The organism is Kitasatospora sp. NPDC051702, assembly GCF_040681575.1.
GTDB lineage: Bacteria > Actinomycetota > Actinomycetes > Streptomycetales > Streptomycetaceae > Kitasatospora.
This window is the reverse complement of sequence record NZ_JBFAZB010000003.1, coordinates 73,678-98,492: the sequence shown is the minus strand read 5'-3', so window position 1 is coordinate 98,492 and position 24,815 is coordinate 73,678. Positions and strand designations below refer to the sequence as shown.

Here is a 24,815-nt window from a genome sequence, read left to right as displayed (position 1 = left end):
ATCGGCTCCGGGATCACCCCTGGACGAACACCGCCACGGTGCGGCCGGGCACGGTGAAGGTGCCCGTCGCGGCCTCGAAACCGGACTGCTTGACCACCTGGTCCGTGCCGCCCGCCTGGACGGGGTGCAGGGCCTGGGCCGTCCCCTTCAGGGCCGCCACGGTCTGCGTCTGAGCCGTGGGCGTGGCGTTGAAGACCACGGTGACGCCCTTCTCCGCCCCCTTCAGCCCGGTGCCGTCCAGGTGCAGGGTGATCACCCCGGGCGTCTCGCCGGACGTGCCGGAGAGCGGGTAGGAGAGCCGCTGCTGGACCGCCGCCAGGGTGGGCAGCGAGAACAGCGGCGAGGACTGCTTGATCCGCAGGAACTGCTGGTACTGCGCGGCGGTCGCGCGGATGTCGGCCGCCCCCACGGTGAGCCGGGGGTTCGCCAGCAGGGACTTCGCGGTGGGCCACAGGTCCTTGTTGTCGGCCGCGGGCGGCAGCCCCCGTCCCCAGCCGTTGCCGTCTGCCGCGTCCCAGTGGATCGCGTTGAACCAGTCGCCCGAGTCGTAGGAGTTGGCGTCCAGCGACTTGGAGCGCAGCTGGTCGCTGCCGGCCTGGGCGAAGCCCGCCCCCTGGGTGAGCGCGGTGAGCGAGAGCCCGAGCGCCTGCATCCGGGCCCGGTCGGCGGGCGCGGTGCCGGCCGGCAGCTTGTAGGCGAGCGCGTCGAACAGGTCGGTGTTGTCGTGGGCGTCCACGTACTCCACCGCCTCGCCCGGCACGGCCGCGTACCCGGTCGGGGCGCCGTTGTAGTCGACCTGGGCGCCGGTGACGCTCCGGCCCCGGCTGTCGGTGAAGGAGTACCCGGCCAGGTTGCCGGTCAGTCCGACCTTCAACTGGTCCATCTGGTGGAGCAGTCGGGCCTTCTGCTCGTCCGCGGTGCCGTTCGCGGGCGAGCCGTTCGGGTCGGTGTACAGGCCCGAGGCGAAGCCCTGCTGGGGTGCGGAGGAGAGCATGAAGTTGCCGCCGCGGGCGGCGTCCCGGATCCGGTCGTCGAAGGTCGCGATGCCGGTGCCGGCCATGTTGAGCTGGGTGGCCTGCTCGAAGCGGGCGCCGTTCGCGACGACGCCGAAGTTCCAGCCCTCGCCGTAGAGGAGGACGTTCTTCCCGTCCACGCCGTCGGAGTCGGGCGTCATCTTCCGCAGCGCGGCCTGCACGTCGAGCATGGTGGACTTCGGGTCCAGGCCCATCAGGTCGAAGCGGAACCCGTCGACCTTGTACTCGCGGGCCCAGGTCGTCACCGAGTCGACCACCAGCCGGTTCATCATGGCGTGCTCGGGCGCGGTGTCGGCGCAGCAGCTGTCCGTGGTGATCCTGCCGTCGGCGTCCAGCCGCTGGTAGTAGCCGGGCACCACCCGGTCGAGCACCGAGTGCTCGGCCTGACCGCCGGCGGCGGTGTGGTTGTAGACGACGTCCAGCACGACCCGCAGGCCGGCCTGGTGGATCGCCTGCACCATCCGCCGGAACTGCACCGTGCGGGCGGTGCCTTCGGGGTCCGTCGCGTACGAGCCCTCGGGCACGTTGTAGTGCAGCGGGTCGTAGCCCCAGTTGTAGGCGTCGTCGGCGGCGACCGCCGCCACGCACTCCTGCTGCTTCGAGCCGTCCGCCGGGAGGGACTTGAGGTCGCAGGCCGGCAGCTTCTGCTCGGCCCGGTTCTCCCGGATGGTGGCGATGTCGAAGGTCGGCAGCAGGTGGATCGTCGTCACGCCGGCCTTGGCGAGGTCCCGCAGGTGCTGCATGCCCGCGGACTGCGACTCGGTGAACGCCAGGTAGGTGCCGCGTTCGGCGGCGGGCACGGTGCCGTCCTCGACGGAGAAGTCGCGGACGTGCAGCTCCTGGATCTGCTGCTGGGCGGCGGGGACGGCCTTCGGGCGGGCGTGGTCGTCCCAGCCCTGCGGCTTGAGCGCCCCGGCGTCGAGATCGGCGACCAGGCTGCGCCGGGAGTCGGTGGACAGCGCGACGGAGTAGGGGTCGGTGACGGTGTTGACCACCAGCTGCTGCACCGAGGGCGCCCAGACCTTCACCTGGTACAGGTAGTACTTGCCGTCCAGTTCGGCCTTGTCGCGGACGACCTCCCAGACGCCGGTCTCGTCGTCCCGCTTCAGCGGGAGCGTCCGCGGGGTGCCGCCGGTGGCGCCGTCGAAGACCTGGACGGACACCTCCTGCGCGGTCGGCGCCCAGAGCGAGAGCGCCACCTTGCCGTCGTAGTACGCCGGCCCGAAGTCGACCTTCCCGGTCCGCCGGGCGTACAGGTCGTCCAGGACGCCGGGGGTCTGCACACCGGTGGCGGCGAGCACGGCGCCGCTGGGCAGGTGCTCGGTGAACAGCAGCTGGCTGCGCAGCGCCGCCGGGACGCGGGCGGTGTCCCGGGCGTCCACGGTGAAGGCCCGGTAGCCGGCCAGGTGCGGGAACGCGGCCTTCTGCGCCGCGGTCAGCCCGCCCTGGACGGGGGTGAGCCGGATCCACCGGCCGGGCCCGGTCAGCACGCCCTTGTCGGCCTTGATGCCGCCCGCGGGGTCGTAGACCAGCTGGGCGCTGGTCCCGCCGGCGAGGGCCTGGTCGCTCGCGCCGTGGTTCGCCGGGACGACGACGGTCCTCGCGTCGATCCACTGCGCCTTGGCGGTGCCGAGGTCGATCTGCGAGGAGGAGGCGGCGTTCTGCGGCAGCAGGTGGCCCTCGCGGCCGCCGAGGATCCAGATCTCGCGGCCGTCGACCGCGAAGTCCAGCGACTGGTCGGCGGGCAGGTCCTTGTCGTTGCCCTTGTGCAGGATGTAGCTGAGGCTGGTCGCGCCGGGGGCCAGCGGTACCTCGAAGACGGCGCCGAAGGCGTCGCGGCGCGCCGGCGTCAGCGGCTTGCCCCAGTCGGTGGGGGTGGCGGCGCCGGTCCAGTCGTGCAGGCCCCAGCCGTCGTAGTCGCCGTCGGCCCGGTTGTAGTGGATGACGGCGGTGTTCGCCGGCGGCGTGCCCGTCGGTCCGGGGTTCGCGGTGCGGACGGCCGGGTCGCCCTGGGCGAGCCAGACCTCACCGGTGCTGCCGACGTCGACGTGCCGGTCGGCGTCGACGTCCTTGACGCCGTTCTTCTCGACGATGAAGCCGACGTCCGAGGCGCCCGGCTTGAGCCGCACGTACGCGAAGGCGCCGTACGCGTCGCGGCCGGTGAAGGCGTGCCCGGCCGGCCACGGGGTGGATTCGCCGTCGGCGAGGTCGCCCCAGGCGTAGAGGTTCCAGCCGTCGTAGTCCCCGTCCGGGCGCTTGTAGTGGACGACGGCGTACGGGCGGGAGCCGGCCGTGGGCAGCGGCTTGGGGGCGGGGGTGCCGGTGGTGAAGCTCGCGGTGGCGGAGCGCAGCCGGCCGGCGGAGTCCTGCACGACGGCCTTGTAGCGGACGACCGTGCCGGGGGCGACGGCGCTCAGGTCCTGGGTGACGAGGTACTTCCCGGTGTCGGCGGTGCCCAGGGTCTGCCAGGGCCCGGTGCCGATCTGGGCGGCGAAGGTGACGCGGTCGAAGCCGCCGCCGGTCGTGGCGCCGACCGTGACGAGGCCGGTCGAGCCGTCCGCGGGTGGCTGCAGCGAGAGCTGCGGGCCGGCGGCGGGGGCGGCGAGCCGGGCGTCGGCCTTGAGGACGACCGAGGAGAGCGCGGGCACCGTGACGGTGACCTTGCGGTCCGCGCCGCTGGTGACCCGCTCCCCCGCCGAGGGGTAGATCCGGTCGAAGCCCGTCCCGGCCGAGAAGGTGTCGAGGGTGACGGTCTTCGCCTCGGTGGCGTTGTTGACCGCCACCAGGTACTCGACCTGCTGCCCGGCGTCGATCCGGGAGAAGGCGTAGACGCCGGGGCCGTCGGCCGCGTAGCGCTCGATCTGGGCGCCGTCGGCGAGGGCCGGGTTCTCCCGGCGCAGCGCGGCCAGGGCGGCGACGTCCCGGTAGAGCGGGCCGCCCTGTCCGTAGCGGTCTGCCGGGCCGGTGGCGCCGCCGAGCACGCGGTCGGTGTTGTAGGAGGGCGTGGCGGAGGCGAACACGTCCTGCCGGGCGTCCTTGTCGCCGCCCGCTCCGGTGAAGCCCTGCTCGTCGCCGTAGTAGACGACGGGCTGGCCGCGGGTGAGGAACTGCAGCTCGTTGCCGAGCCGGTCCTTCTTCAGCAGGGTGGCGTCGTCGGCGCCGGGGTTGTCGGCGAGCAGGAAGGAGCCGAACCGGCCCATGTCGTGGTTGCCGAGGAAGGTGGGCAGCTCGTAGGCGTCGGTGTCGGCCGTGGTGTAGCGGTAGTCCTGGCCGTAGACGTCGGCGAGGTTGCGGGCCGAGCCGCCCTGGGAGACGTAGGAGCGGGCCGCGCCCTGGAACGGGAAGTCCAGGGTGGCCTGGAGCCTGCCCTTGGTGACGTACGGGGAGGTGGTCGCCGGGTCGCCGGAGTAGACCTCGCCGAACATGAAGAACCGCTTGTTGCCCTGCTTGGCGGCGAAGTCCTTGAGAGCGGGGGCCCACTGCTGCCAGAACGCCATGTTGACGTGCTTGACGGTGTCGATCCGGAAGCCGTCCACGCCGGTGTCCTGGACCCACTGCTGGTAGACCTTCTCGAAGCCCTTGACCACCCTGGGGTTCTGGGTGTCGAGGTCGTCCAGGCCGCTGAAGTCGCCCTCGGTGGCGGACTCGCCGACGAAGGTCGAGTCGCCGCGGTTGTGGTAGAGCGAGGGGTCGTTGAGCCAGGACGGGGTCTTGGCGGTGGCGTCGGCGGGGGTGCGCAGGACCGGGGTGTAGGGGAAGGAGTCCTTGGTGATCCGCGGCCAGGGCGCCGCGGAGTCGGCGACCGCGGTCTCGTCGACGGGGTTGCCGTCGGCGTCGAGCGTCGGGTAGGCGCCGGTGGAGCGGTAGGCGTGCTGCTGTTCGGCGGCGTCGACGACGTCGGCGGTGTGGTTGGTGATGACGTCGAAGAAGACCTTGATGCCGCGGGCGTGGGCCTTGGCTATCAGTTCCTTGAGCTGCTCGTTGGTGCCGAAGTGCGGGTCGACCTGGGTGAAGTCGGTGATCCAGTAGCCGTGGTAGCCGGCCGAGGCCTGGTCACCCGTGCCCTGCACCGGCTTGTTCTTGAAGATCGGGGCCATCCAGATCGCGGTGGTGCCGAGGTCCTGGATGTAGTCGAGCCGCTGGATCAGGCCGGCCAGGTCGCCGCCGTGGTAGAAGCCCTTGTCGGCGGGGTCGAAGCCGTTGTCCATCCGCCCGCCGGTGATGCCGCCGGTGTCGTTGCGGGTGTCGCCGTTGGCGAAGCGGTCGGGCAGGACGAAGTAGAACTGTTCCCGGGTGAGGTCGTGCCGCCCGGAGGTGGCCGCCAGGGCGGCGTCCGAGGGCGGGGCCGGCGGGGCGGCGGCCAGGGCGGCGGGGGCGCCGCCGAGGGTGGCGGCGGTCAGTGCGGCGGCCAGCAGGACGGCCGTGCGGCCGGGTCTGCGTCGGTGGGTGCTCCGCGGCGGGTGGAGCCGGGCATCGGCCACTGAGGGTCTCCCTTAGGGGAAGGGCGATCGAGTTCCCTGGAAGCTAGCGGCCTGCAATATGTTTCAGCAAGATGCAGAAACCGTTTCGTCCCGGGAAAACGCAGGCCCCAGGCCCTCTCGACCACCCCGATTACTCCCTTCGAGCGGGCGGCGTGACAATGGGACGTATGTCCGTCCCACCGGTAGCCACCAGACCCGATCGCACCCCCTCCCCCGGTGGGAGCCGGCCCCTAGCCCTCAAGGGGGACAACCGGTGAAGAATCCACTGCCGGAGGATGAGCAGACGGCGACGGGAGGTCTGGCAGACTTCTCGACCATGGGGGAACCGACCGAGATCCAGCAGCGCCGCACCGAGCGCGCCGACGCGGCGCACGGCGACGGCTCCGACGCACGGCCGGCCTCCCCGGGGCGCCTGCCCGACGGAGCCACCCGCGCCGCCCGGTCCCGCACCGCCGTGCTGCGCGGCCGCATCCGCGACCAGCGCCGCTCACCGGCCCGGCCGAGGCTCTGGTTCGAGCTGGCCCTGATCGGGATCAGCTACTGGATCTACTCGATCGTGCGCAACGCCGTCCCCGAGCAGGCGACGACGGCCCAGAAGCACACGACGTGGATCTGGGACCTCGAACAGCACCTGGGCATCGCCGTCGAGCGCTCGATCAACCACGGCGTGGACAGCGTCGGGTGGCTCATCACCGGGATGAACTACTACTACGCCACACTGCACTTCGTCGTCACGATCGGCGTGCTGGTCTGGCTGTACCGGCGCCACCCCGGCCGCTACGCGGCCGCCCGCACGGTGCTCTTCGTCACCACCGCGATCGCCCTGGTCGGTTTCTACTTCTTCCCGCTGGCACCGCCCCGCCTGATGACCGACGGCGGGTTCATCGACACGGTGAAGGCCCACGGCACCTGGGGCTCGATGGCCTCCGGGCCCGCCGCCCACGTCTCGAACCAGTACGCGGCGATGCCCTCGATGCACATCGGCTGGTCGATGTGGTGCGGCCTGGCGATCTTCTTCCTGGCCCGCCGGACGTGGGTGCGGGTGCTCGGCCTGCTCTACCCGGCGGCCACCCTGGTGGTCATCGTCTCCACCGCCAACCACTTCTGGATGGACGCCGTCGGCGGCGAGATCTGCCTGGCCGTGGGCTTCCTCGCCGCCCGCTGGCTCTACCACTCCTGGGCGTACCGGCTGCCACAGGTGCCCGCCCGGGAGACGGCGGAGGAGCCGATCACCGTCCCGGAGCAGTGGAGCGAGCCCGCCGTCAGCAGCGCCCGGCGGTAACCGCCCGCCCGCACGACCCACCAGGAGGGGCCCCGACCGGGGCCCCTCCGGTGCGTCCGGGACCACCCGTGTCCTGGCGCCTCCGGGCTCACCCGTGGTCCTCGCGCCTCCGGGACACCCGTGGTCCTCGCGTCTCCGGGCTCAGCCGTAGAACAGCCGCTCCACCACCGCCCGGGCCCGCCGGGTGGTGCGCCGGTAGTCGTCCACCAGCTCCCCGCTGTGCCCGGCCCCGTACCCGAGGTAGCGGGCCACCCCCGCCAGCTCCCGGGCCTCCCCGGGGAAGCTGTCGCCCGGCCGGCCGCGCACCAGCATCACCGCCGACCGCACCCGGGACGCCAGCACCCAGGCCGCGTCCAGCACCTCCGCGTCGGCCGGATCGACCAGACCGGCCCCTGCGGCGGCCGCCAGCGCCGCCCTGGTCCGGGTGGTGCGCAGGGCCGGCAGCTCGTGCCCGTGCTGGAGCTGCAGCAGCTGCACCGTCCACTCGACGTCCGCCAGCCCGCCGCGACCGATCTTGGTGTGGGTGGTCGGGTCGGCCCCGCGCGGCAACCGCTCCGCCTCGATCCGCGCCTTGATCCGGCGGATCTCCATCAGGTCCCGCTCCGGCACCCCGGTGCCCGGGTAGCGCAGCGGGTCCACCAGCTGCCGGAAGCGGGCCCCCAGGTCCTCGTCCCCCGCCACCGGCTCGGCGCGCAGCAGCGCCTGGCTCTCCCAGGCGTGCGACCAGCGCCGGTAGTACGCCGCGTACGAGGCGAGGGTACGCACCAGCGGGCCGCTGCGCCCCTCCGGCCGCAGGTCGGCGTCGACCAGCAGCGGCGGCTCGGTGGACGGCGCGCCCAGCAGGGTCCGCAGCTCGTGGCAGACGGCCTGGGCGGCCCGGGCCGCGTCCTCGTCCAGCGAGCCGAGCAGCGGCTCGTGGACGAAGAGCACGTCGGCGTCCGAGCCGTAGCCCAGCTCGCGGCCGCCGAGGCGGCCCATCGCGATCACCGCGATCCGGGTCGGCAGGTCCCCGTGCTCGGCCTCCCAGCCGGCCACGCAGGCGCGCAGCGCGCCCTGCAGGGTGGCCGCGTTGATCGCGGTCAGCGCCTCCCCCGCGGCGTCCAGCGCCTCGGCCGGGTCCTCGCCGAGCCGGCCCAGGACGTCCGCGGCGGCGGTCCGGAACAGCTCCCGGCGGCGCACCGAACGGGCGGCCGCCACGGCCGCGGCGGTGGAGCCGGCCCGGCCGACGGCGGCCAGCACCTCCTGCTGCAGGGCGGCCCGGCCGCGCGGTTCCAGGCCCTGCGGGTCCCCCAGCATGGCCACCGCCTCCGGGGCCCGCAGCAGCAGGTCGGGGGCGAGCCGGCCGGCCGACAGCACCCGGGCCAACTGCTCGGCGGCGGCGCTCTCGTCCCGCAGCAGCCGCAGGTACCAGGGGGTGCGGCCGAGCGCGTCGGAGACCTGGCGGAAGTTGAGCAGACCGGCGTCCGGGTCGGACGAGTCGGCGAACCAGCCGAGCAGCACCGGCAGCAGGGTGCGCTGGATCGCGGCCTTGCGGCTCACCCCGGAGGCGAGCGCGCTGAGGTGGCGCAGCGCGGCGGCCGGATCCGCGTAGCCCAGCGCCTCCAGCCGGGCCCGGGCCGCGTCCGGGGTGAGCCCGGTCGCGCCCGCCGGCAGCTCGGCGACGGCGTCCAGCAGCGGCCGGTAGAACAGCTTCTCGTGCAGGCGGCGCACCTCCACCGCGTGCCGCTTCCACTCGCGCTGCAGCGCGGCCACCGGGTCCGAGCGGGTGTCGTCGTTGATCAGCCCGGCCAGCGACCGGGCCAGCCGGCGCTGGTCCTCCTCGCCGGTCGGCATCAGGTGGGTGCGGCGCAGCCGGTGCAGCTGGATCCGGTGCTCCAGCGAGCGCAGGAAGCGGTAGGCGGTGTCCAGCGAGGCGGCGTCCGCCCGGCCGACGTACCCGCCGCGGGAGAGCGCGGCCAGCGCCTCCAGGGTGTTGCCGCTGCGCAGCGCCCGGTCGGTGCGGCCGTGCACCAGCTGGAGCAGCTGCACCGAGAACTCGACGTCCCGCAGCCCGCCCGGGCCGAGCTTGAGCTGGCGGTCCAGCTCGGTGGCGGGGATCGAGTCGATCACCCGGCGGCGCATCTGCTGCACGTCGGTGACGAAGTTCTCCCGGGCGGCGGCCTGCCAGACCATCGGTGCGAGCGCCTCGACGTACGCGGCGCCGAGCTCGGCGTCCCCGGCGACGGGGCGGGCCTTGAGCAGCGCCTGGAACTCCCAGGTCTTCGCCCAGCGCTGGTAGTAGGCGAGGTGGCTGGCCAGGGTGCGCACCAGCGGGCCGTTGCGGCCCTCGGGGCGCAGGTTGGCGTCCACCGGCCAGATGGTGCCCTCACCGGTGGTGTCCGAGCAGAGCCGGGTCAGGGCCGCGGCCAGCCGGGTGGCGGCCCGGACCGCCTCCTGCTCGTCCACGCCCTCGCGCGGCTCGGCGACGAAGATGACGTCCACGTCCGAGACGTAGTTGAGCTCCCGGCCGCCGCACTTGCCCATCCCGATCACGGCGAGCCGGCAGGCCCGGGCCGCGTCCGGGTCCTGTTCGGCGGCGAGGTCCAGGGCGGTCTGCAGGGTGGCGCCGGCCAGGTCGGCGAGTTCGGCGGCGGTCTGCGCGAGGTCGGTGGTGCCGGTGAGGTCGCGGGCCGCGATGGCGAGCAGGCAGCGGCGGTAGGCCGTGCGCAGGGCGTCCGCCGGGGTGCGCGCACCCTGCCGACCGCCGTCCTGGACGCCCTCGGCGAGCGCGCGGCGGAAGTCCTCCGGGCCCGGGTGCATGTCGCGCAGCTCGAAGGTGACCAGCACGTGCCAGTCGTGCGGGTGACGGGCGAGGTGGTCGGCGAGCGCGGTGGAGACGCCGAGCACGCCGAGCAGCCGGTCGCGCAGCGGCTTGGAGGTGGTCAGGGTGTCGCGCAGGGTGTGCCGGTCCGCCTCGTCGGCGGCCTCCAGCAGCCGGGCCAGGCCGAGCAGGGCGAGGTCGGGGTCGGCGGTGGCACCGAGCGCGTCCAGCAGCACCGGGTCGTCGGCGAGGCCCTCCAGTCCCGGACCGGCCAGCAGCCGCACCGCCTGCGCCGGGTCGGTGAACCCGCGCCGGACCAGCCTGATCTCCGGCCGGCTGACCCGGCTCCCGGCCCGCTGCTCCTCCACCGCCATGGCCCCTCCATCCGTCCGCCCCAGCAGGTTACGCGCCCGCGCGGCCCGCCGCCGGGCGCGAGCGCCGGACGGCCCCACCGGGCGGGGAGCCACCCGGCGGGGGGGCCGCCGGGGAGTCGCCCCCCCCACACGGGACGGCCCGCCGTCATCCGGTCGGACGACAGCGGGCCCCGGCCGTTCGACCGAACGTCAGCCGCTCACAGCACCTGCAGGTTCTTGCGCAGCTCGAAGGGGGTGACCTCGGAGCGGTACTCCTCCCACTCCTGGCGCTTGTTGCGCAGGAACTGATGCAGCTGCAGGACGGAATCGATCAGCCGCCGGATACCGGCCGCGGAGGGGTCGTTGGGCGGTGCTGTTGGTCGCTGCTGGCCAGCCCCGGACGGCCCACAGACGGCCCCAGGCAGGGGACTGCTTAACAAGAACGCCGGTCCGCCTCCTCGCGTGACCTGCGCCCTGTGCCGTCTGCCAGTTCCCCGGCCACCGCGCCGCAAGCGCCCACGACTGACCGCCACGTACCGCCCGTTCAGGCACGGCGGTGGCACGGGAAAACTGATCTCGGACTCATCCGATGATCACACGCTTCCATGCGGCAACGAGTTGGCCACATTCGGTAGCCAAAGCGCAAGTATGCGGCCATACTACTGACCCATGCGCAGCGCGAGGATCTAGCGCACATCGCCAGGGGGTGCTTTATGGCTAATTCGGAACGCAAGAAGACCGTCGCCTTCTACGAGATTGTCCGCCCCAAAGAGGCAGGCGATATGCGCATGTCCCAGGTGGATTGGCAGGCCGTACTTTCAAATATCGGCGACATTTCACCACAGCAGCGCCTCTACCGAGACACCAATGACGTCTACTTCGGCGAGCCAGTTTCGGCGGGCGGAGAATATCACCTTGGCCTGGCCCGACTTCGAGACGGCGACATCCAGCAGGTCGACTGGGAGCATGGCCATATCGACCATCTGCAGCTTGAAGAGAATCGCAGCATCGTCGACACAACAGTGGCGTGCTTTCTCCCCTTTGGGAACGTCATCGGCGTGCTCCAGGGCACCATGTCAGCCCCTCGCATCAGCGCCGTTCAAAGATGGCTGAACTCCATGGACTCCGGGCTGAATCGTGACATCGCCATCATTCCCCTGATCGGCAAGAGCGCCTGGGAGAAATTGAAGAATGCAGAAGAGGTAAATTTCTTCGAGATGCGAATGCGCCCCGGGCCTGACCTCCTCGCCTCCGAAGTAGGAGGCCTCGGAGATATGTCGCGACGCGTTCACAGGCACAACCCAGACGCACTCATTACCCTCAGCATGAAGATTCCGAAGCAAGGATTTTTTAGCCGCGGCACCCCCCGGGCTCGCGGCGAAAGGCAACTGCGCGAGGATGTGCAGACCTTTATCTCCCAGTATGCCGGACTCGTCGGCCAAAATGGTGCTGTCGATCGCGCCATCGCACACGTGACGCTTGCAAACGCCGACGGCGAACTCGTGGAGGAGAAGATCAATTTCGTCTCCGACCACATCACCTCACAGAAGCAGGTCATTATGCGCCGGAGCGAGGGTGGCGCCCCTTGGCACGAGGCCGCCGTGCGAGCGATCTTGCAGGTCGCCAACGAGCATGAGCGAGAGCTCCGGGACGCTGTCAGTACCGTGCCCTAGGCTCACAGGAGCCGAAGGGGGAAAGCAATGGCCCGCTGGACACGGATCACCCGATCCACCCATAACACCTGGAGCGAACACCCGATAAGTGACTGGCTCATTGCACTTGCCATCACGGCGCTCCATGCCGCGCTCTCACGGAGACATGTCCTTTCTGAACATCCAGCAGATCAACGCATGAGCATCTATGCGACAGTAGCATCAGTCGCTGCAATCATCGGCGGATTTGGCACTGCCGCCATTAGCCAGTACGCCTCCAGCTCTGGTCGCCGCATGACGTTCTTGCGTGCAAGATTCGGCGATAGCCTGCGCCGGAACTGGGTTAGCATCTTGACATCCATGGCGGCGGTAGCAATTGGCTGCCTAGCAGTAATGATTTATGACACGCGCGATTCAATCGGCAGGGCCGGTTGGCTAGTTGAAATGCTGCTAGCCGTGGGCACCGCCAGGACAGTGCGCCTAATCTGGCTCTTCAGGCTATTGATTGATGTATCGGATCACGATGGAACGAACGATCCAAACCGCGAGGAGGTGCAGGTGGTCAATAGGCGCTCCCTAGGAGCTCGGAACGGCGAATGAGCTCAGATATCAACGAGGCAGTGGAACGGATCTGGCTGGTGTCCTACCTGGTTCGGGGTCGAGCATGATCGGGAGGCCGTAAGCCGTTGCGACTCGGTCAAGGCTTCTGGGCCTGCCCAATTTGGCCGAGTGCCCCCGTTCTTGCTCGGCTCGGGTACCGAGCCTGTGAGGTGGGAAATGCGTGGGGCTGCCCGACCCCGGCCACGACAGGCTCTAACCTCGGTTATCCTCCCGGCTGCACGTTCGGCGTGCGCGGCCGGCCGCCGATGGTGTAAGGCGCAGACAGGAGCGGCGGCAACCGGCCGGGCCGCGTGCTGGCACCGTGCACGCCCTTGACCCGTAGGAAAGATCTATCCACCGGTTGCCGGCCTGCCTCCGGCCCGAGGAGCTGAGCCACGCCATCGAGCTGCCCCAGGACCAGGCTCGCCCAATTACAGGTACTCGGCGACACCCATCCCAGCACCCTGACCGGCCACGACAACCTCACGATCCCGATCCACAAACGAGACGGATTCCCCAAGTCTGTAACCAGCGGCCACCCACGCCGGGGCTGGATGCTATTCCCTGATCGCAGTCCGAAATACTCGGCACCCGACGCCGTGTGCCGGCTCGCGACGTAGGTAGGGTCGTCGCCATGGGCAGGCTCGTCCTCATGGACCTCGATGACACGCTGATCAACCGGCGCGACGCGGTGATCGCGTGGGCGGCCGACTTCAGCGCCGATCGACGCCTACCGCCGGGGGCCACGCAGATGCTGGCCGAGGCGCTGCAGGACCGCGCCCGGCCCGAGACCTTCGAAGGCCTGCGAGTCGAACTCGGGCTGGCCGACCCGCCGGAGGAGCTGTGGGCCACCTACCGTGCGGGAATGGCCGCGAAGGCGGTGTGTGACTCGGCCACGTTGGCCCGCCTGGATCTGCTCAGAGCTGCCGGGTGGTCCGTAGGCGTGCTGACCAACGGCCCGACGGACATCCAGCAGGCCAAGCTGACCGCCGCGGGCATCCTCGACCACGTGGATGCGGTGTGCATCTCCGAGGAGGCCGGGGCTCGGAAGCCGGATCCTGCAGCCTTCAGGACGGCTGCTTCGCGCTGCGGCATTGAACTTCCGGCAGAGGCCTGGATGGTCGGGGACAACCCGGTGACGGACATCGCCGGGGCCAGCGCTGCCGGCCTGCGAACGGTCTGGATCTCGGCGGGCACCGCCTGGACCGTGCCGGGGCTGACCCCCGACCACATCGCAACGACCGTCGTCGATGCGGCGGACTTCCTGCTCGGACTTCCAGAGGGTGCACGATGACCATCAAGCCGACCGTTGGGATCCTTCACCCCGGGAGCATGGGCGCCGCGGTAGCCGCCTGCGCCCGACCGAACGCGGCGCGGGTGCTCTGGTGCCCAGCGGGCCGCAGTCCGGCCACCGCGGCTCGGGCCGAGCAGGCCGGTCTGGAGCCGGTCGCCGATCTGGGCGACCTGGTGGAACAGGCCCACGTCATCGTCAGCCTCTGTCCGCCGGCCGCTGCCGAGCGCCTGGCTCACGACGTCGCCGAGCGCCAGTACGCCGGCATCTACGTGGAGGCCAACGCCATCAGCCCGGAGCGCATGGCCCGCATCGCCGAGCTGCTGGGGAGCTCCGCCCGGGCCGTGGTCGACGGCGCAGTCATCGGCTCTCCGCCGATCAACGGGAAGCGAACCCGGCTGTACCTCTCCGGTCCGTCCGCCGCCGTCTCGGTGTTGGAGAGGCTGTTCGTCGGGAGCGCGGTGGCAACTCCCGTCCTCGGGGACGAAGTCGGGCGGGCATCGGCCCTGAAGCTGGCGTACAGCTCGTACCAGAAGGCGTCCCGTGTGCTCGCAGCGGTCGCCTTCGGCGCGGCGCGAGCACACGGCGTGGATGATGCGCTGCTCGACGTTGCCGGCGCGCGGCAGGGCAGCTACCTGCTGGAGACCGGGTACATCGCCAAGACGGCCGCCCGGGCGTGGCGATGGGGGCCCGAGATGGACGAGGCCGCCGACATGGTGTCCGGGGTCGGGTTGCCTGAGGAGTTGCTGAGGGCCGTCTCGCAGACCCTCGCTCGGTGGGAGGGCAGCAAGGGCCTCGCCGAGCTGACGCCCGACGAGGCCCTTGACCAACTCGCCCGCCCGTAGGAGCTGTTGCGGCGGCCGCTACCGACCGCCGCCCACGATGAGCTCGTCGATGAGCAGGGCGGCGCCTGCAGGGTCCACTGTGCTGGTGTCCAACGACAGATCCCACACCTGCCCAGGGTGCGCCTCGACGTCAGCTTGGGTGGCGTCCCAGGCACTCAGGCGTGCCTCTGTGTCGTGGTCCCCCCGACCAGCAGAGCGGGCCGCGGTCACTTCCCGTCCGCACCACAGGAGCACCACGGCCCAGTCCGCCGGATAGCCGTCGAGCAGGGCGGCGATGCCGTCGACCTGCCCCAGGTGCACGATCGGGGTGCCTGCCTCGAAAGCGGCGTCCATTCCGGGGCGGTCGATGACGTAGGTATTGCCGTACCGGCTGTTCTGGTAGATGACATCGCCCGCCGACTCCAGCTCGGCAAGCTGCTCGGGAGTGCCCATTCGGTACCCCTCAGACTTTCCGCTTCCGACCTTGAGCCTGGAGAACAGTCGGTAGTCTCCAAGCTCCTGGAGGGCCCGGGTCACCGTGTCCTTTCCGGCTGCCGGCGGGCCGTAGAGGACAAGGCCGCGGGGGGTCACAGCCCGCCCCCGCTCAGCGCGTCGCGGGCCTGGTCCGCGGCGGCGACGGCCGCACCGAGTCGGTTGTCCACCACGAAGTGCGGACCGGCCGGCCTGAGCTTCAGGTCGACTGTGGCCAGGTAGTCCTCCCAGGCCTCCATCTTCCACATGTCCCGGGCTGCACCTCGGAACTCGATGTACTCCCTCATGGAGTCGGGGTCACACTCGACCCAGATCGCGGCCACGGCAACACGCTTCGCCTTGCATCGGTTGTAGAAGCGCTGCATCCAGTCCGCCTGCGAGAACTCCGCCAGGAACGGCGCGTCGAGAATCACCGAGGTCCCGCAATTCAGGTTGTCCCACGCAGCCTCCATGAGGCAGCGGTATTCGAGAGGCCTCACCTTCTCCCGATAGAGGCTGGAGCTCCGGTCGTTGGCCTCGCCTCCGAGAGCCAGCAGCAGCTGGTCGACCAGCGGCCGCGTCAGTGAGTCCTTATCGAGAATCGGCCATCCCGTGAGGCGCCCGATGAACTTGGCGTACTCGGATTTTCCGGAACCGGCGTAGCCGCCAACCAGGAGAATGACCGGGTTGGCGACATCGCCGCCTGCGCGGCGCCTCCACTCCTCCACGATGCGGGTTCGGAATGCCTCGACGTCAACCCCTTCCACACCTTCGCGGATACTGCCGAGCGCCTCAAGGATGGTCTCGGCCAGATCTGGGGCAGCCTCTGCTGAACGCGGCTTGGGCACTGTAGCGACCTCTCCGGGGAGAGCTCGGCGAAAACCCAGCTCCGCCTCATTGAGACGGTAGAGAATGCAGTAGGCCCGGCGATAGTCAGGGCGGGGGTACGCGGTCCCCTTCTCGTGTGCCCAGACTGTCTGAAAGTTGGCCGCAAGGCTGAACTTGTGCCGCTCGCCGATTTCCCGCAGCTTCTCGCCGACTTCCTCAAGGGTCAGACCGTGGGACTCCCTGACCCCTTTGAGAGCTGTCGGATTCCAATCTGGGCGCTGCCGAGCCATATTCCCCTCCTAGGAAACTGCTCGTGCCGCGAGTGTAGCGGCTCGTTGAGTCACCTGAAAATCGCGATAGAAGTCGTGATACTACTCGTGTAAAGATGCTCCGCCGAATACCGGTAAAGCTCCGTGATACCGATTCCTTGGCTGCCGGCGTGAACTGAGATCAGTCCACACCACCAAGGAGGTAGCAATGGGGAGCCAGCCGCCCCGATATGCAGAGAGGGGACCGCGGCGAACCCGCGATCCCCCGATCCCCCCGCCCGACCGTCACCTGGCCTCAAGCTCCGCAACGCGAGCAGCCAGCGCGCGAAGTTCGTCTCGGACCTCCGCCAGTTCCCGCTGCAGCTGCTCGGCGCCGCCGGCCAACACACCTGCCCTGATCCCTGCATCCGAAGCCAGGAACGCCGCCTTGCCCTGGTGGCTCACCACCAGACCAGCCTCTTTCAGGTGCGTCACGGCCGCCCGGGCAACCGTCTGCGTCACCTCGTACTGCTCCCGGAGCTCCGCCAACGACGGAATCCGCCCGCTGGCAGCGAACTCACCGGCAGCGATCCGCACGCAAAGGGCATCTGCCACCTGACGGTAGGCGGGCTTCCCTCCGGTCCACTCGACCATCAACACTCCACATCTCTGCGTCTCTGCCTCATAGTGCCGCACCCATCGCCCGGAACCAATGGTTCCGCATGTCGCTCGCCCGATGGACTTGCCAACTCTGCCCACTCTGCCTCACAGTTGAACTGTGCGGCAGAGAGAACAAAGCTCTCAAGCCGCGCTATTCCAGCACGCCAACGTGCTGATCCCGCCTGAGCTCCACCTGACGATTCAGGAGGCTTCGCCATGCTCGCCACGTCCCGCACGACCTCCGCTCCGACTGTGACCGGCCGTTCCTACGCCTGCCGTGTGGCGTCGCTGACCAGCGGTTCCTCCCGGACGTCAGAGGGAGCGTGGGTGGCGAACGCACAGGGCGACGAGCGGCGGCGGCGGGCAGTGGCGTGCCGGCTGGGCCGGTTGACCGGGAATCGGGCACCGCGGTGGAGCGGCGAGATCAGCGAGCAGGACTGGCGGACGGTGCTCGCGGCCGGCGCGGTGGCCTTGGCCGAGGCCGGAACAGTCGCCCGCGAAGCCGTCGAGGAAGAGCACGCCACGTGCACCACCTGCGGGGCCCGGCTGAACCGGGTCAACACTGGCACGCTGTGCAACCCCTGCCAGGCCGCGGCTGCCAGCGAGCAGGAGAGCCAGCAGCAGGCAACCGCCGGTAGGCGCCTCGAACCCGACCGCGACCGCCTGGCCGACACGGCAAGGGAGTTCGCCCGGAGTGCCGCCGCGCGCAAAGACTCCAGGGTGGTCGACCGGACCCGAATGGGCCGTGTAGAGGCCCTGATCGACGAGCTGCTGGCTGCCCGCCCGGCGAGTGCACTGGACGTGGTCGGCGAGGACGAGCGCAAGCTGGTCGCCGCCTGGAGCCCGTTCCGCAACGGGCCGCGTCACATCGTGCTGTGCGCCGACGGCTCCCGCCGTTACGGCAACGGCGCGCTGGCGCCGGAGCACTAAGCCCCAGCTCAACCTACTTACCGCCTGCGCGGTGGACGGCTCCCGTGTCCTTGGCCGGAAGAGGAGCCGCCCCCGCCGGACCCACCCCTCAACACGAGAAACGAGGCAGACCCATGTGGTCGATTGTTGCAGGCCAGACAGCCATGGACGACAACGAGTTCGCTGAGCTGGCGCTCGGCGTGGACTCGGAGCTGACCCGGCTGTTCGCCGGGGTGCCGGGTGAAAGCGACGCCGAACGCGAGGTCCGCATGGACGCCGCGGCCGACATCCTGGCGGACCTGCACCGGGAGGACCTGGCGCTGGCCGCCTACGCCGAGCGCTTGCTGAACACGGCGCCGGTGCCGCTGCGACGCCGAGCCGGCACCCGCCCGGACGCGGCCGCTCGGCAGGTGGCGGCGTGAGGGCGGGCCCCGCGCTCACGGCGCTCACGGCCGCTCACCACGTACTCACGACCCGCTCATCCCGCACCGGGTGGTGGTCGCGGTGAAGGCGCCGATGAGCGCGGAGCAGATCCGGTCCGCGGAACGGGCGCTGGCTGTGGGGACGTGGACGATCACGCTGGGCGCGGTCCTCTACAGCGTGCTCACGGTGACCCCGCTGATGTCCCACCACACCCCCGACGGCTGGGAGTGGACGGCGCCGATCCTGCCGCTCGTCGTGGATGCGGCGGTGGTGATCGTGGTCCGGATGGACAGCACCCTGGCACGCCTGGGCGGCGACGGCGGCCGGTGGCCGGTCGTGCTGCGCTGGATGACCGGCGCCATGACGGTGCTGCTCAACGTAGGCCAATCCGCCCTGGACCGGGACAAGGTCGGGGTGGCGGTCCACGCGGTGGCGCCGCTGCTGCTGATCGTCACGGCGGAGACATCGCTGGCCTACCGGCGGGCGATCGCCGCCGCGCTGGCCGCCCGGGAGGCCCGTGAGCGCGATGAGCGAGCCGAGCGCGAACGCCGTGCCGAAGAGCGCCGCCGGCAGGAACGCGCGGACCGCCTGGCCGAGTACGACCGTGCCGACCGGGCCGAGCGTGAGCGCCGTGAGCACGACGCCCGGATGGCCCGTGAGCACGATGAGCGGGTCGCGCGCATGGCCCGCGAGGACCGCGAGGAACAGGCCCGCCGGGTTGCCGCCGAGCGCGAGGAACAGCAGCGCCGCCGCGACGCAGAGCAGGCCGAGCGGGAGCGCCGTGAGCGCGAGGTGAGCGAGCGTGAGCGCCGTGAGCACGAGCGTGAGCAGAGCGCGAAGCAGGACGTGGAGCGGCTGCGACAGAAACTCCTGACCGCGCCCCCGCCGGCCGAGCGCCTGCCCGAAGCCGACGCCCGGATGACCGTGCTGAACGCCTTCACGCTCAGCATCCCGCAGCGCCGTGCGGTCGACCTGACCGGCTGGTCCGCCGGGTGGGTCGCCGCCCGCTACCAGGAACTCCGCTCCGCCCGCTACCAGGAACTCCACACGGCACACCAGGAGCGCCCCGCCCTGCAGGCCGTCCCCACCACCGACACCACCGAGGAGCAGGCATCGTGACCACCGCCGAGACGACCACCACCGCGACCGCTGGGGGCCAGGCCGACGCCGCCCGCGCCCTGCTCGCACTCCTCACCACCAACCCGGACCTGCCGACGCCGAACGCTGGCCTGCATGAGCTCCGGACGTCCGGCAGGCCGTGGATGTGGGGTGTGCGCCTGGCCCTGCACGACGGTCTCGACCAGTTCGAGCAGTGGCGCGCCGCCCTCGACCTCGACCCCGCCGCCGTCGACCAGAAGTGGCAGCTGGGCGGCACCCTGGCCTGGCTCATCGCCCGCGGCACCGCCTACGGCGTCCCGATCGAGCTCGTCGGCTACTACGAGCTGCCCGAGCCCGCCGACACCTGGGCCTGAACGGTGAGTCGGCCCCAGTTCTGGGACCCGGAGGGCCGCCGGCACGGGGGCACCCCCACCTACCCGTGGAGGATGGCCCCCGCCGGCCTGCTCACCCGCCGACAGCTCCGCGCCCGCGGCCTGCGCCCCGGCGGGCAAGACGTCGCCGCGCAGATCATGTGGCGCTCCCGCCGCTCGAAGTCGGGCGTGCGGGTCGCCTACCTCTACCGCCTCACCCTCGCCGCGCCCGTGCGCCCCATGACCCCGGGGCGCCGGCGGGCGCTGGCCGCCGCGAACACGGCCCGCCGCACCTGCCCCGTCTGCGGCACGGATGCCGGCTACGTGCTCCCCGCGCACCTGGGCACCTGCCTGCCCTGCGCCGAGCCCACCGCCCTCGCGGCCTAACCCACCCCCCTGAGCTGCTCTCTGCCACCTGAGCATGGAGGCCCCTGTCATGTCCGTGACCGAAATCCGCGTGATCTCGTTCGGCTACCTGCACGGCCCCGCCCCGGAGTCCGCGCACCTCACCCTCGACCTGCGCCGCCACTTCCGTGACCCGCACGTCGACCCCGCCCTGCGCCACATGACCGCCGATGACCTGCCCGTCCGCGCCGCGGTCCTCGCCACCCCGGGCATTCAGGAGGTCATCGCCGCCACCGCCGCGCTGGCCGACGCCTACGACTTCGGCCCCGCGGACGCACCGCTGACCGTCGCGGTCGGGTGCGCAGGTGGTCGCCACCGCGCCGCCACGGTGGCCCGCATCCTCGCCCGGCGCCTCGGCAAGACGGGCGTCCCCGTCGAGCTGACCCACCGTGACCTCGCCCGGCCCGTGGTCGAGCGCACCGCCACCGGCGACGCCGTCGCCACCCGCCCGTGACCCAGAACGGAGGTACCGGCATGCCCGACACGCTCGCCCCAGCCACCACGGCGGGGGCAGTCGTCGAACCGCCCTTCCCGCAGCCCCCTTCCCCCACCGCGCCGCAGCGTCCGACGACGGACAGCACGGCGCCGCGCACGACGGCGCGCCTGGCCCACACCCGCGGCGGCCTGCCGGCCGTGCCGCTCGCGGTGGCCACCGGGAACTCCGCGGTCGCCGCCGTGAGTGCGGCCGCGCTGGCGGGCGGGCCCGCGGTGTGGGTCGCCCTCGCAGGCGGCACCGCTGCAGCCGCCGGGGCCGCGGCCGTGCGGGCCCGACGCAACCGCCAGCGCCGCGGCCAGAACACGCGGCAGACCAACCGCCAATCCGGCACCAACCCCGGCTCCAGCGGCGGCGGTTCGTACAGTCGGATGCCTGGCCTGTCCGGGGCAGGCGGGCGGCGTCCGGCGCCGTCCGGTGGACTGCTGGGCGGTGTCCCGGCCGGCCGCGGCCAGCAGCCCCGCGCGGTCGGGCACCGTGGCGCGGCCGGGCACCACCCGGCCGGCGGCCCGACGCGTCCGGCCCAGCACGGCAGGCACGGTGCCCACCCGACGCCCGGCGGCACCACCGCGGGCACGCACCGCCAGGCCGCAACCAGCACGGGTGCCCGGTCCGGGGCCGGCACCGGGTACGGGTCCCGCCAGGGTGCTGCTGGTCGGGTGCCGGGCGCCGGGGCGGTGTCGGCGGCTGGGGTGCGGGCGGCGCAGGTGCGCGCGGCCCGGGCCGAGAGGGCCCAGGCCGGGCCGTCGCGGCGGGATCGGCGGGTGCAGGACACCGCGGCCCGCCGCAGCGTCGGAGACACCCGCCGCGCCGCCCGCCAGGCCGCCCGCGACGACAAGCGCGCCGCCAAGACGGCCGCGGCCGCACAGCGGAAGCAGCGGGCGGGCACGCCCACGGGAGGGCCGGGGTCCGGGCCGGTGGTGTCGTCGTCCGGTCGGGCTACCCGCAGTGCCCGGGAGACTGCCCGGCAGGCCCGGCGTCAGGCCCGGCAGGAGCGGCGGGCAGCCCGCCGGCAGCTGCGGGACGCACGGGCCGACGATCGAGTGCGGGAGCGACGCATCGCCCGGCGCCGGGCCGCCGCCGCCCGCGGGGCCCGCCGCCGTCTTCGCCGCTCCGCCGCCCGCTACTGGGCCCGATGGGCCGCCGCGGCGCTGCTGGCCGGAGCGGTCGGCCTGGTCGGCGCCGTCACGACCCCGATCGGCCGGCACCTGGGCCTGCCCTGGCTGATGCACCCCGGTCGCAGGCTGTTCGCCCGGCTGATCGGCGCCGCCGCCGCGGCCCGCGAGGAGCGGGACCAGGCCATCGCCGCCGACCTGGAAACGGACCTGCAGGCCGCCGAAACCCTCGACCAGACCGACGAGCCGGACGCCGCCGCAGTCGAGGACACCGTGCCCCGGGCCCCGCGCAACCACAACGCCACCGACAGCACCACGACCACGGGAGTACCCATGGAAAACGTCGCCTCGTTCAGCTTCGCCGCCGTCGCCGCGGAGATGGAGGTCATGGCCGCCACCTTCGACCCCGACGGGATGATGCAGGTCCTGGCCATGGTCGAGGAGCTGCCCGACGCCCTCACGAGCATCGCCAACGTCTTCAAGATTCTCTCCGAGCGGTGCGACGCGGAGTTCCCGCTCGACCCGCAGGTCGGCATGGCCCTGCAAGAGATCTACATGTTCCTGCAGCTGGCCGTCGGGGCCGCCAGTGAGGCCGGCCCCGCGTTCCGCCAGGCCCACGAGGGCGACATCCGTCGCCACGAGGACCCCCGCAACGGCGAAGACAAGTGGGACACCACCAACAACTAGCCAACTGCGCAACCTAGTTCCACCACATCCCGCATCTCCCACCCTTGTTCGGGGCGGGCCGCGCACCGTGCGGCCCGCCCCGGCCCGTCCCTGGAGACGAACACCCGTGGTCGAGAACCTGAACCTGACCAACCTGCCCACCGACCCCACGCCGCCGACGGGGTCCCGCACCGACAAGCCCAAGACCCCCAAGCCCAGCCGGGCCGGACAGGGGGTGCCGTTGGACTGGGCGGCGCCGCACGGCCCGATCACCGGCGCCGTGTCCGCGGCGACCGGCGCCGGAGCCATCGCCCTGCTCGGCGCTGCGACCGGCATGCCCGAGGCACTGCCGCTGGCGGTCGGGGCGGCCGGAGCGATCGGTCACGGCGTCGGCTGGAGTGTCCACCGGCGCCTGACCGCGATGACCGTCGTCACCCGCGCCGCGTCCTGGCTGCTCGCCGGTGGCTGGACCACCTGGGCCATCCACACCGGCCCCCTCTCCTGGGCCGCGGCCGGGACGCTCGCCGGGCTCGGAGTCGGGATCGGCGCGATGGCCTCCACCGCCGCCGTCCACGAGGAAGCCGCGGAGGAGGAGCGCCTGGCCCTCACGCCGCAGGCGAGCCGGGCCGCCGACGCGCTCGACCAGCGCCGCCGCACCATCGCCCGCGAGTGGGAGGACCGCATCCAGCGCGTCGCCGCGGTGACGGTGCGGGTGTTCGCGGTCGAGTTCTGGACGACCGGCGGCGGGTTCTCCCTCGCGGTCGAGCTGCCCGGCGGGGCGGCGACGTGGGACCAGATCGCCGCCAAGGCCCGGGCCCTGGCAGGCGACGCGAAACTGCCGCTGGGCTGCGTCATCGCGGTCGAGGAGGGCGACATCCAAGGGCGGGTGGTGCTGGACGTGCCGACCGTCAACGGCATGGCCGAGTCGCACGACTACCCCGCCGACTACAGCCCCCTGTCGATCCTGACCGGCATCCCCTGGGGCCTGCTGCCCAACCAGGACCCCGTCACCGTCTACCTGCGGGAGGCGTGCGCGCTGCTGCTCGGCCCGCCCGGATCCGGCAAATCCACCCTGGTCGACGGCGTCATCACCGGCTTCGCCCGCTGCACCGACGTCGTGACCTGGGTCATCGACCTGAAAGCGGGGGCGGTGGGCATCCCGTGGATGCGCCCGTGGCTGGAGGCCACCGGCCGCAAAGCCCCGAAGGCGGGCACCGAGGCGGCGCCCGCCGGCACCCGCCCGGGCGTCGACTGGGTCGCCTCCACCCCGGAAGAGGCCCTGCGGATGATGACCGCGGTCCTGCGGATCAACGCCGCCCGCCAGCAGCACTACCAGGACCTGCTGGACCGCGAGGACACCACGCTGCTGCCCGTCTCCGCGGCCCTGCCACAGATCATGGTCGTCGTCGACGAGGGTGCCGAGCTGCTGTCCGTCCATCCCACCGCCCCGAAGGTCCTGAAGGACCTGCGTGAGGCCGTCCGCAAGGCGATGCGCACCACCCGGGCCATGGGTGAGCGGTTCGTGCTGACCGCCGTCGACGGCAACGTCTCCGCGCTCGGCGACACCGAAGTGCGCAAGTTCTCCCCGGTCGGGGTGGCGCTCACCAGCGGGGAGAGCGCCGGGAACAACGTCGTCAAGGTCTTCCCCCGGTCCCGGGTCGACACCCGGCAGCTGAACACCAAGGGCAGCGGTGTCATCGGTGCCAGCGGTGAGGGCGGGTTCGCCCCGACCCCCTTCAAGACCTGGCGGACCAGCCCCAGCCAGGTCCGGGCCGCGGTCCTCGCCACCAACCACACCCGCCCCGTCCTCGACGCCGTGTCTGTCCAGGCCGCCGGGGAGGACTACGCCCACCGCTGGGACGACGAACGCGCCGGATGGCTCTGGGCCAACCCAGACAGCACGGACTCCGACCCGACCCCGGCCGCGGCGGCCGGGCGCCCCGCCGGCGGGCTCAGCCTCTCGTTCAGCAAGGGCCCGGCCGACCTCGCGGCCGCCCGGGAGTGGTTCCTGAAGGACCGCCGACCCGCCGGCGGCGGGCTCAACCTCTCCGGCACCCGCCCCGCGCCCGCGGGGGACCCGTTCGACGACTCGAGCGTCTACGAGCCCGCCGCCGACCCCGCGCCGGAACTGCTCGTGCGCGCTCACGCCGCGATCACCGCCGACGGCGGGGACCGGATGTCCACCGCCGACCTCGCCGCCGCGCTCGGCGCCGACGCCCACACCCTCGGGTCCGAACTTGGCGCGCTCCTGCGTGCGGTGGGGGTCGAGCGGCCCGGTGCCGGCACCGTCCGCATCGACGGCACGACCCGCACCGGCTTCTACGCGGCGACCCTCGCCGACGCCCTCACCCGCTACCGCCAGTAGCCAACCGGCCTCACCCACCCCCACACGCCAGCCCCACACACCCCCACACATGGCCGTGGCCCCACACAGACGCGTGTGGGGGCGTGTGGGGCCCTGACCTGCCCGTGTGGGGCGTGTGGGGCCCACACCCAGCCCCACACAACCCCCGCCCTGGGCCCCGAAACCGGGGCCCAGCCCCACACAGCCCCACACGCGTGTGCCACCCACACGCCTCACGACGCTCCGTCACCGACATGCACGGAAAGGGACCGCCGCCATGGCCGTCACGATCAGCCTGACCGTCCTGCTCGCCGTCATCGCCATCCTCCTCGTGAAGGCCCGCCGCACCAGCCTCGGCACCGCCGTCATCGTCTGGCTGTCCGGCTTCACGGTGGCCTCCACCGGACTCGCCGACCCGGTCAACACCGCACTGGCCGCCATCGTCGGCCTGTTCCACCACTGACCGG

Annotated in this window: 20 protein-coding genes; 14 read left to right on the top strand and 6 right to left on the bottom strand. The window is 72.0% G+C overall.

Annotated features, from left to right (window positions below):
- Nucleotides 1-13: 13 nt before the first annotated feature.
- A complete protein-coding gene (gene pulA, locus AB0N04_RS03955; RefSeq protein WP_360207610.1) occupies nt 14-5,515 on the bottom strand; it encodes a pullulanase-type alpha-1,6-glucosidase in 5,502 nt (1,833 codons plus the stop codon).
- Nucleotides 5,516-5,831: 316 nt separating this feature from the next.
- Between pulA and AB0N04_RS03950 the strand changes: the two genes are divergently transcribed.
- Entirely contained in the window at nt 5,832-6,797 is a 966-nt protein-coding gene (locus AB0N04_RS03950; protein ID WP_360207612.1) for a phosphatase PAP2 family protein, read from the top strand.
- 141 nt (nt 6,798-6,938) lie between these two features.
- On the opposite strand, the gene AB0N04_RS03945 is transcribed toward AB0N04_RS03950, so the two are convergent.
- Together AB0N04_RS03945 and AB0N04_RS03940 are read right to left on the bottom strand one after the other, a co-directional pair.
- Nucleotides 6,939-9,971, bottom strand: coding sequence for a bifunctional [glutamine synthetase] adenylyltransferase/[glutamine synthetase]-adenylyl-L-tyrosine phosphorylase (locus tag AB0N04_RS03945; protein WP_360207615.1), 3,033 nt, complete (start codon nt 9,969-9,971; stop codon nt 6,939-6,941).
- Nucleotides 9,972-10,168: 197 nt separating this feature from the next.
- Nucleotides 10,169-10,390 (bottom strand): hypothetical protein, encoded by a 222-nt coding sequence (locus AB0N04_RS03940; protein WP_363363203.1) that lies wholly within the window; start codon nt 10,388-10,390, stop codon nt 10,169-10,171.
- A gap of 273 nt (nt 10,391-10,663) precedes the next feature.
- Here AB0N04_RS03940 and AB0N04_RS03935 point away from each other — a divergent pair, with 273 nt between their 5' ends.
- From AB0N04_RS03935 to AB0N04_RS03920, 4 genes are all read left to right on the top strand, one after another.
- Nucleotides 10,664-11,623, top strand: coding sequence for a hypothetical protein (locus AB0N04_RS03935; RefSeq protein WP_360207618.1), 960 nt, complete (start codon nt 10,664-10,666; stop codon nt 11,621-11,623).
- 177 nt (nt 11,624-11,800) lie between these two features.
- On the top strand, nt 11,801-12,202 hold the full coding sequence (locus AB0N04_RS03930; RefSeq protein ID WP_360207621.1) for a hypothetical protein: 402 nt from the start codon (nt 11,801-11,803) through the stop codon (nt 12,200-12,202).
- A gap of 634 nt (nt 12,203-12,836) precedes the next feature.
- Complete coding sequence (locus AB0N04_RS03925; protein ID WP_360207624.1) at nt 12,837-13,496, top strand: HAD family hydrolase; 660 nt, start codon at nt 12,837-12,839, stop codon at nt 13,494-13,496.
- Nucleotides 13,493-14,338: a DUF1932 domain-containing protein gene (locus tag AB0N04_RS03920; RefSeq protein ID WP_363363199.1), complete on the top strand. Its 846-nt coding sequence runs from the start codon at nt 13,493-13,495 to the stop codon at nt 14,336-14,338. Before AB0N04_RS03925 ends, AB0N04_RS03920 begins: the two co-directional genes overlap by 4 nt.
- 18 nt (nt 14,339-14,356) lie before the next feature.
- On the opposite strand, the gene AB0N04_RS03915 is transcribed toward AB0N04_RS03920, so the two are convergent.
- The 3 genes from AB0N04_RS03915 to AB0N04_RS03905 form a co-directional block, all read right to left on the bottom strand.
- Nucleotides 14,357-14,770 (bottom strand): guanylate kinase, encoded by a 414-nt coding sequence (locus AB0N04_RS03915; protein WP_360207630.1) that lies wholly within the window; start codon nt 14,768-14,770, stop codon nt 14,357-14,359.
- 134 nt (nt 14,771-14,904) lie between these two features.
- Nucleotides 14,905-15,906 (bottom strand): AAA family ATPase, encoded by a 1,002-nt coding sequence (locus AB0N04_RS03910; RefSeq protein WP_360207633.1) that lies wholly within the window; start codon nt 15,904-15,906, stop codon nt 14,905-14,907.
- Between the two features lie 264 nt (nt 15,907-16,170).
- Nucleotides 16,171-16,518: a GntR family transcriptional regulator gene (locus AB0N04_RS03905; protein WP_360207635.1), complete on the bottom strand. Its 348-nt coding sequence runs from the start codon at nt 16,516-16,518 to the stop codon at nt 16,171-16,173.
- Nucleotides 16,519-16,851: 333 nt separating this feature from the next.
- Between AB0N04_RS03905 and AB0N04_RS03900 the strand changes: the two genes are divergently transcribed.
- The 9 genes from AB0N04_RS03900 (at nt 16,852) to AB0N04_RS03860 (ending at nt 24,811) form a co-directional block, all read left to right on the top strand.
- A complete protein-coding gene (locus AB0N04_RS03900; protein ID WP_360207638.1) occupies nt 16,852-17,454 on the top strand; it encodes a hypothetical protein in 603 nt (200 codons plus the stop codon).
- A 143-nt stretch (nt 17,455-17,597) separates the two neighbouring features.
- Nucleotides 17,598-17,855, top strand: coding sequence for a hypothetical protein (locus tag AB0N04_RS03895; RefSeq protein ID WP_360207641.1), 258 nt, complete (start codon nt 17,598-17,600; stop codon nt 17,853-17,855).
- Between the two features lie 94 nt (nt 17,856-17,949).
- Complete coding sequence (locus tag AB0N04_RS03890) at nt 17,950-18,975, top strand: DUF2637 domain-containing protein (RefSeq protein WP_360207644.1); 1,026 nt, start codon at nt 17,950-17,952, stop codon at nt 18,973-18,975.
- Complete coding sequence (locus tag AB0N04_RS03885) at nt 18,972-19,328, top strand: hypothetical protein (protein WP_360207647.1); 357 nt, start codon at nt 18,972-18,974, stop codon at nt 19,326-19,328. The genes AB0N04_RS03890 and AB0N04_RS03885 overlap by 4 nt, the downstream gene beginning before the upstream one ends.
- Nucleotides 19,329-19,331: 3 nt before the next feature.
- On the top strand, nt 19,332-19,712 hold the full coding sequence (locus AB0N04_RS03880; RefSeq protein WP_360207650.1) for an RRQRL motif-containing zinc-binding protein: 381 nt from the start codon (nt 19,332-19,334) through the stop codon (nt 19,710-19,712).
- A 49-nt stretch (nt 19,713-19,761) separates the two neighbouring features.
- Entirely contained in the window at nt 19,762-20,184 is a 423-nt protein-coding gene (locus tag AB0N04_RS03875) for an RNase adapter RapZ (protein ID WP_360207653.1), read from the top strand.
- 803 nt (nt 20,185-20,987) lie between these two features.
- Nucleotides 20,988-22,025: a hypothetical protein gene (locus AB0N04_RS03870; RefSeq protein WP_360207656.1), complete on the top strand. Its 1,038-nt coding sequence runs from the start codon at nt 20,988-20,990 to the stop codon at nt 22,023-22,025.
- A gap of 106 nt (nt 22,026-22,131) precedes the next feature.
- Nucleotides 22,132-24,369: a hypothetical protein gene (locus tag AB0N04_RS03865; protein WP_363363191.1), complete on the top strand. Its 2,238-nt coding sequence runs from the start codon at nt 22,132-22,134 to the stop codon at nt 24,367-24,369.
- A gap of 256 nt (nt 24,370-24,625) precedes the next feature.
- Nucleotides 24,626-24,811 (top strand): hypothetical protein, encoded by a 186-nt coding sequence (locus tag AB0N04_RS03860; protein ID WP_363363190.1) that lies wholly within the window; start codon nt 24,626-24,628, stop codon nt 24,809-24,811.
- Nucleotides 24,812-24,815 lie beyond the last annotated feature (4 nt).

Excerpts from the sequence above, each read along its gene's own strand:
- AB0N04_RS03950 (WP_360207612.1), top strand. The coding sequence starts at position 5,832 with ATGGGGGAACCGACCGAGATCCAGCAGCGCCGCACCGAGCGCGCCGAC.
- AB0N04_RS03945 (WP_360207615.1), bottom strand. The coding sequence starts at position 9,971 with ATGGCGGTGGAGGAGCAGCGGGCCGGGAGCCGGGTCAGCCGGCCGGAG.
- AB0N04_RS03935 (WP_360207618.1), top strand. The coding sequence starts at position 10,664 with ATGGCTAATTCGGAACGCAAGAAGACCGTCGCCTTCTACGAGATTGTC.
- AB0N04_RS03930 (WP_360207621.1), top strand. The coding sequence starts at position 11,801 with ATGAGCATCTATGCGACAGTAGCATCAGTCGCTGCAATCATCGGCGGA.
- AB0N04_RS03925 (WP_360207624.1), top strand. The coding sequence starts at position 12,837 with ATGGGCAGGCTCGTCCTCATGGACCTCGATGACACGCTGATCAACCGG.
- AB0N04_RS03920 (WP_363363199.1), top strand. The coding sequence starts at position 13,493 with ATGACCATCAAGCCGACCGTTGGGATCCTTCACCCCGGGAGCATGGGC.
- AB0N04_RS03915 (WP_360207630.1), bottom strand. The coding sequence starts at position 14,770 with ATGGGCACTCCCGAGCAGCTTGCCGAGCTGGAGTCGGCGGGCGATGTC.
- AB0N04_RS03910 (WP_360207633.1), bottom strand. The coding sequence starts at position 15,906 with ATGGCTCGGCAGCGCCCAGATTGGAATCCGACAGCTCTCAAAGGGGTC.
- AB0N04_RS03905 (WP_360207635.1), bottom strand. The coding sequence starts at position 16,518 with ATGGTCGAGTGGACCGGAGGGAAGCCCGCCTACCGTCAGGTGGCAGAT.
- AB0N04_RS03895 (WP_360207641.1), top strand. The coding sequence starts at position 17,598 with ATGGACGACAACGAGTTCGCTGAGCTGGCGCTCGGCGTGGACTCGGAG.
- AB0N04_RS03890 (WP_360207644.1), top strand. The coding sequence starts at position 17,950 with ATGAGCGCGGAGCAGATCCGGTCCGCGGAACGGGCGCTGGCTGTGGGG.
- AB0N04_RS03875 (WP_360207653.1), top strand. The coding sequence starts at position 19,762 with ATGTCCGTGACCGAAATCCGCGTGATCTCGTTCGGCTACCTGCACGGC.
- AB0N04_RS03860 (WP_363363190.1), top strand. The coding sequence starts at position 24,626 with ATGGCCGTCACGATCAGCCTGACCGTCCTGCTCGCCGTCATCGCCATC.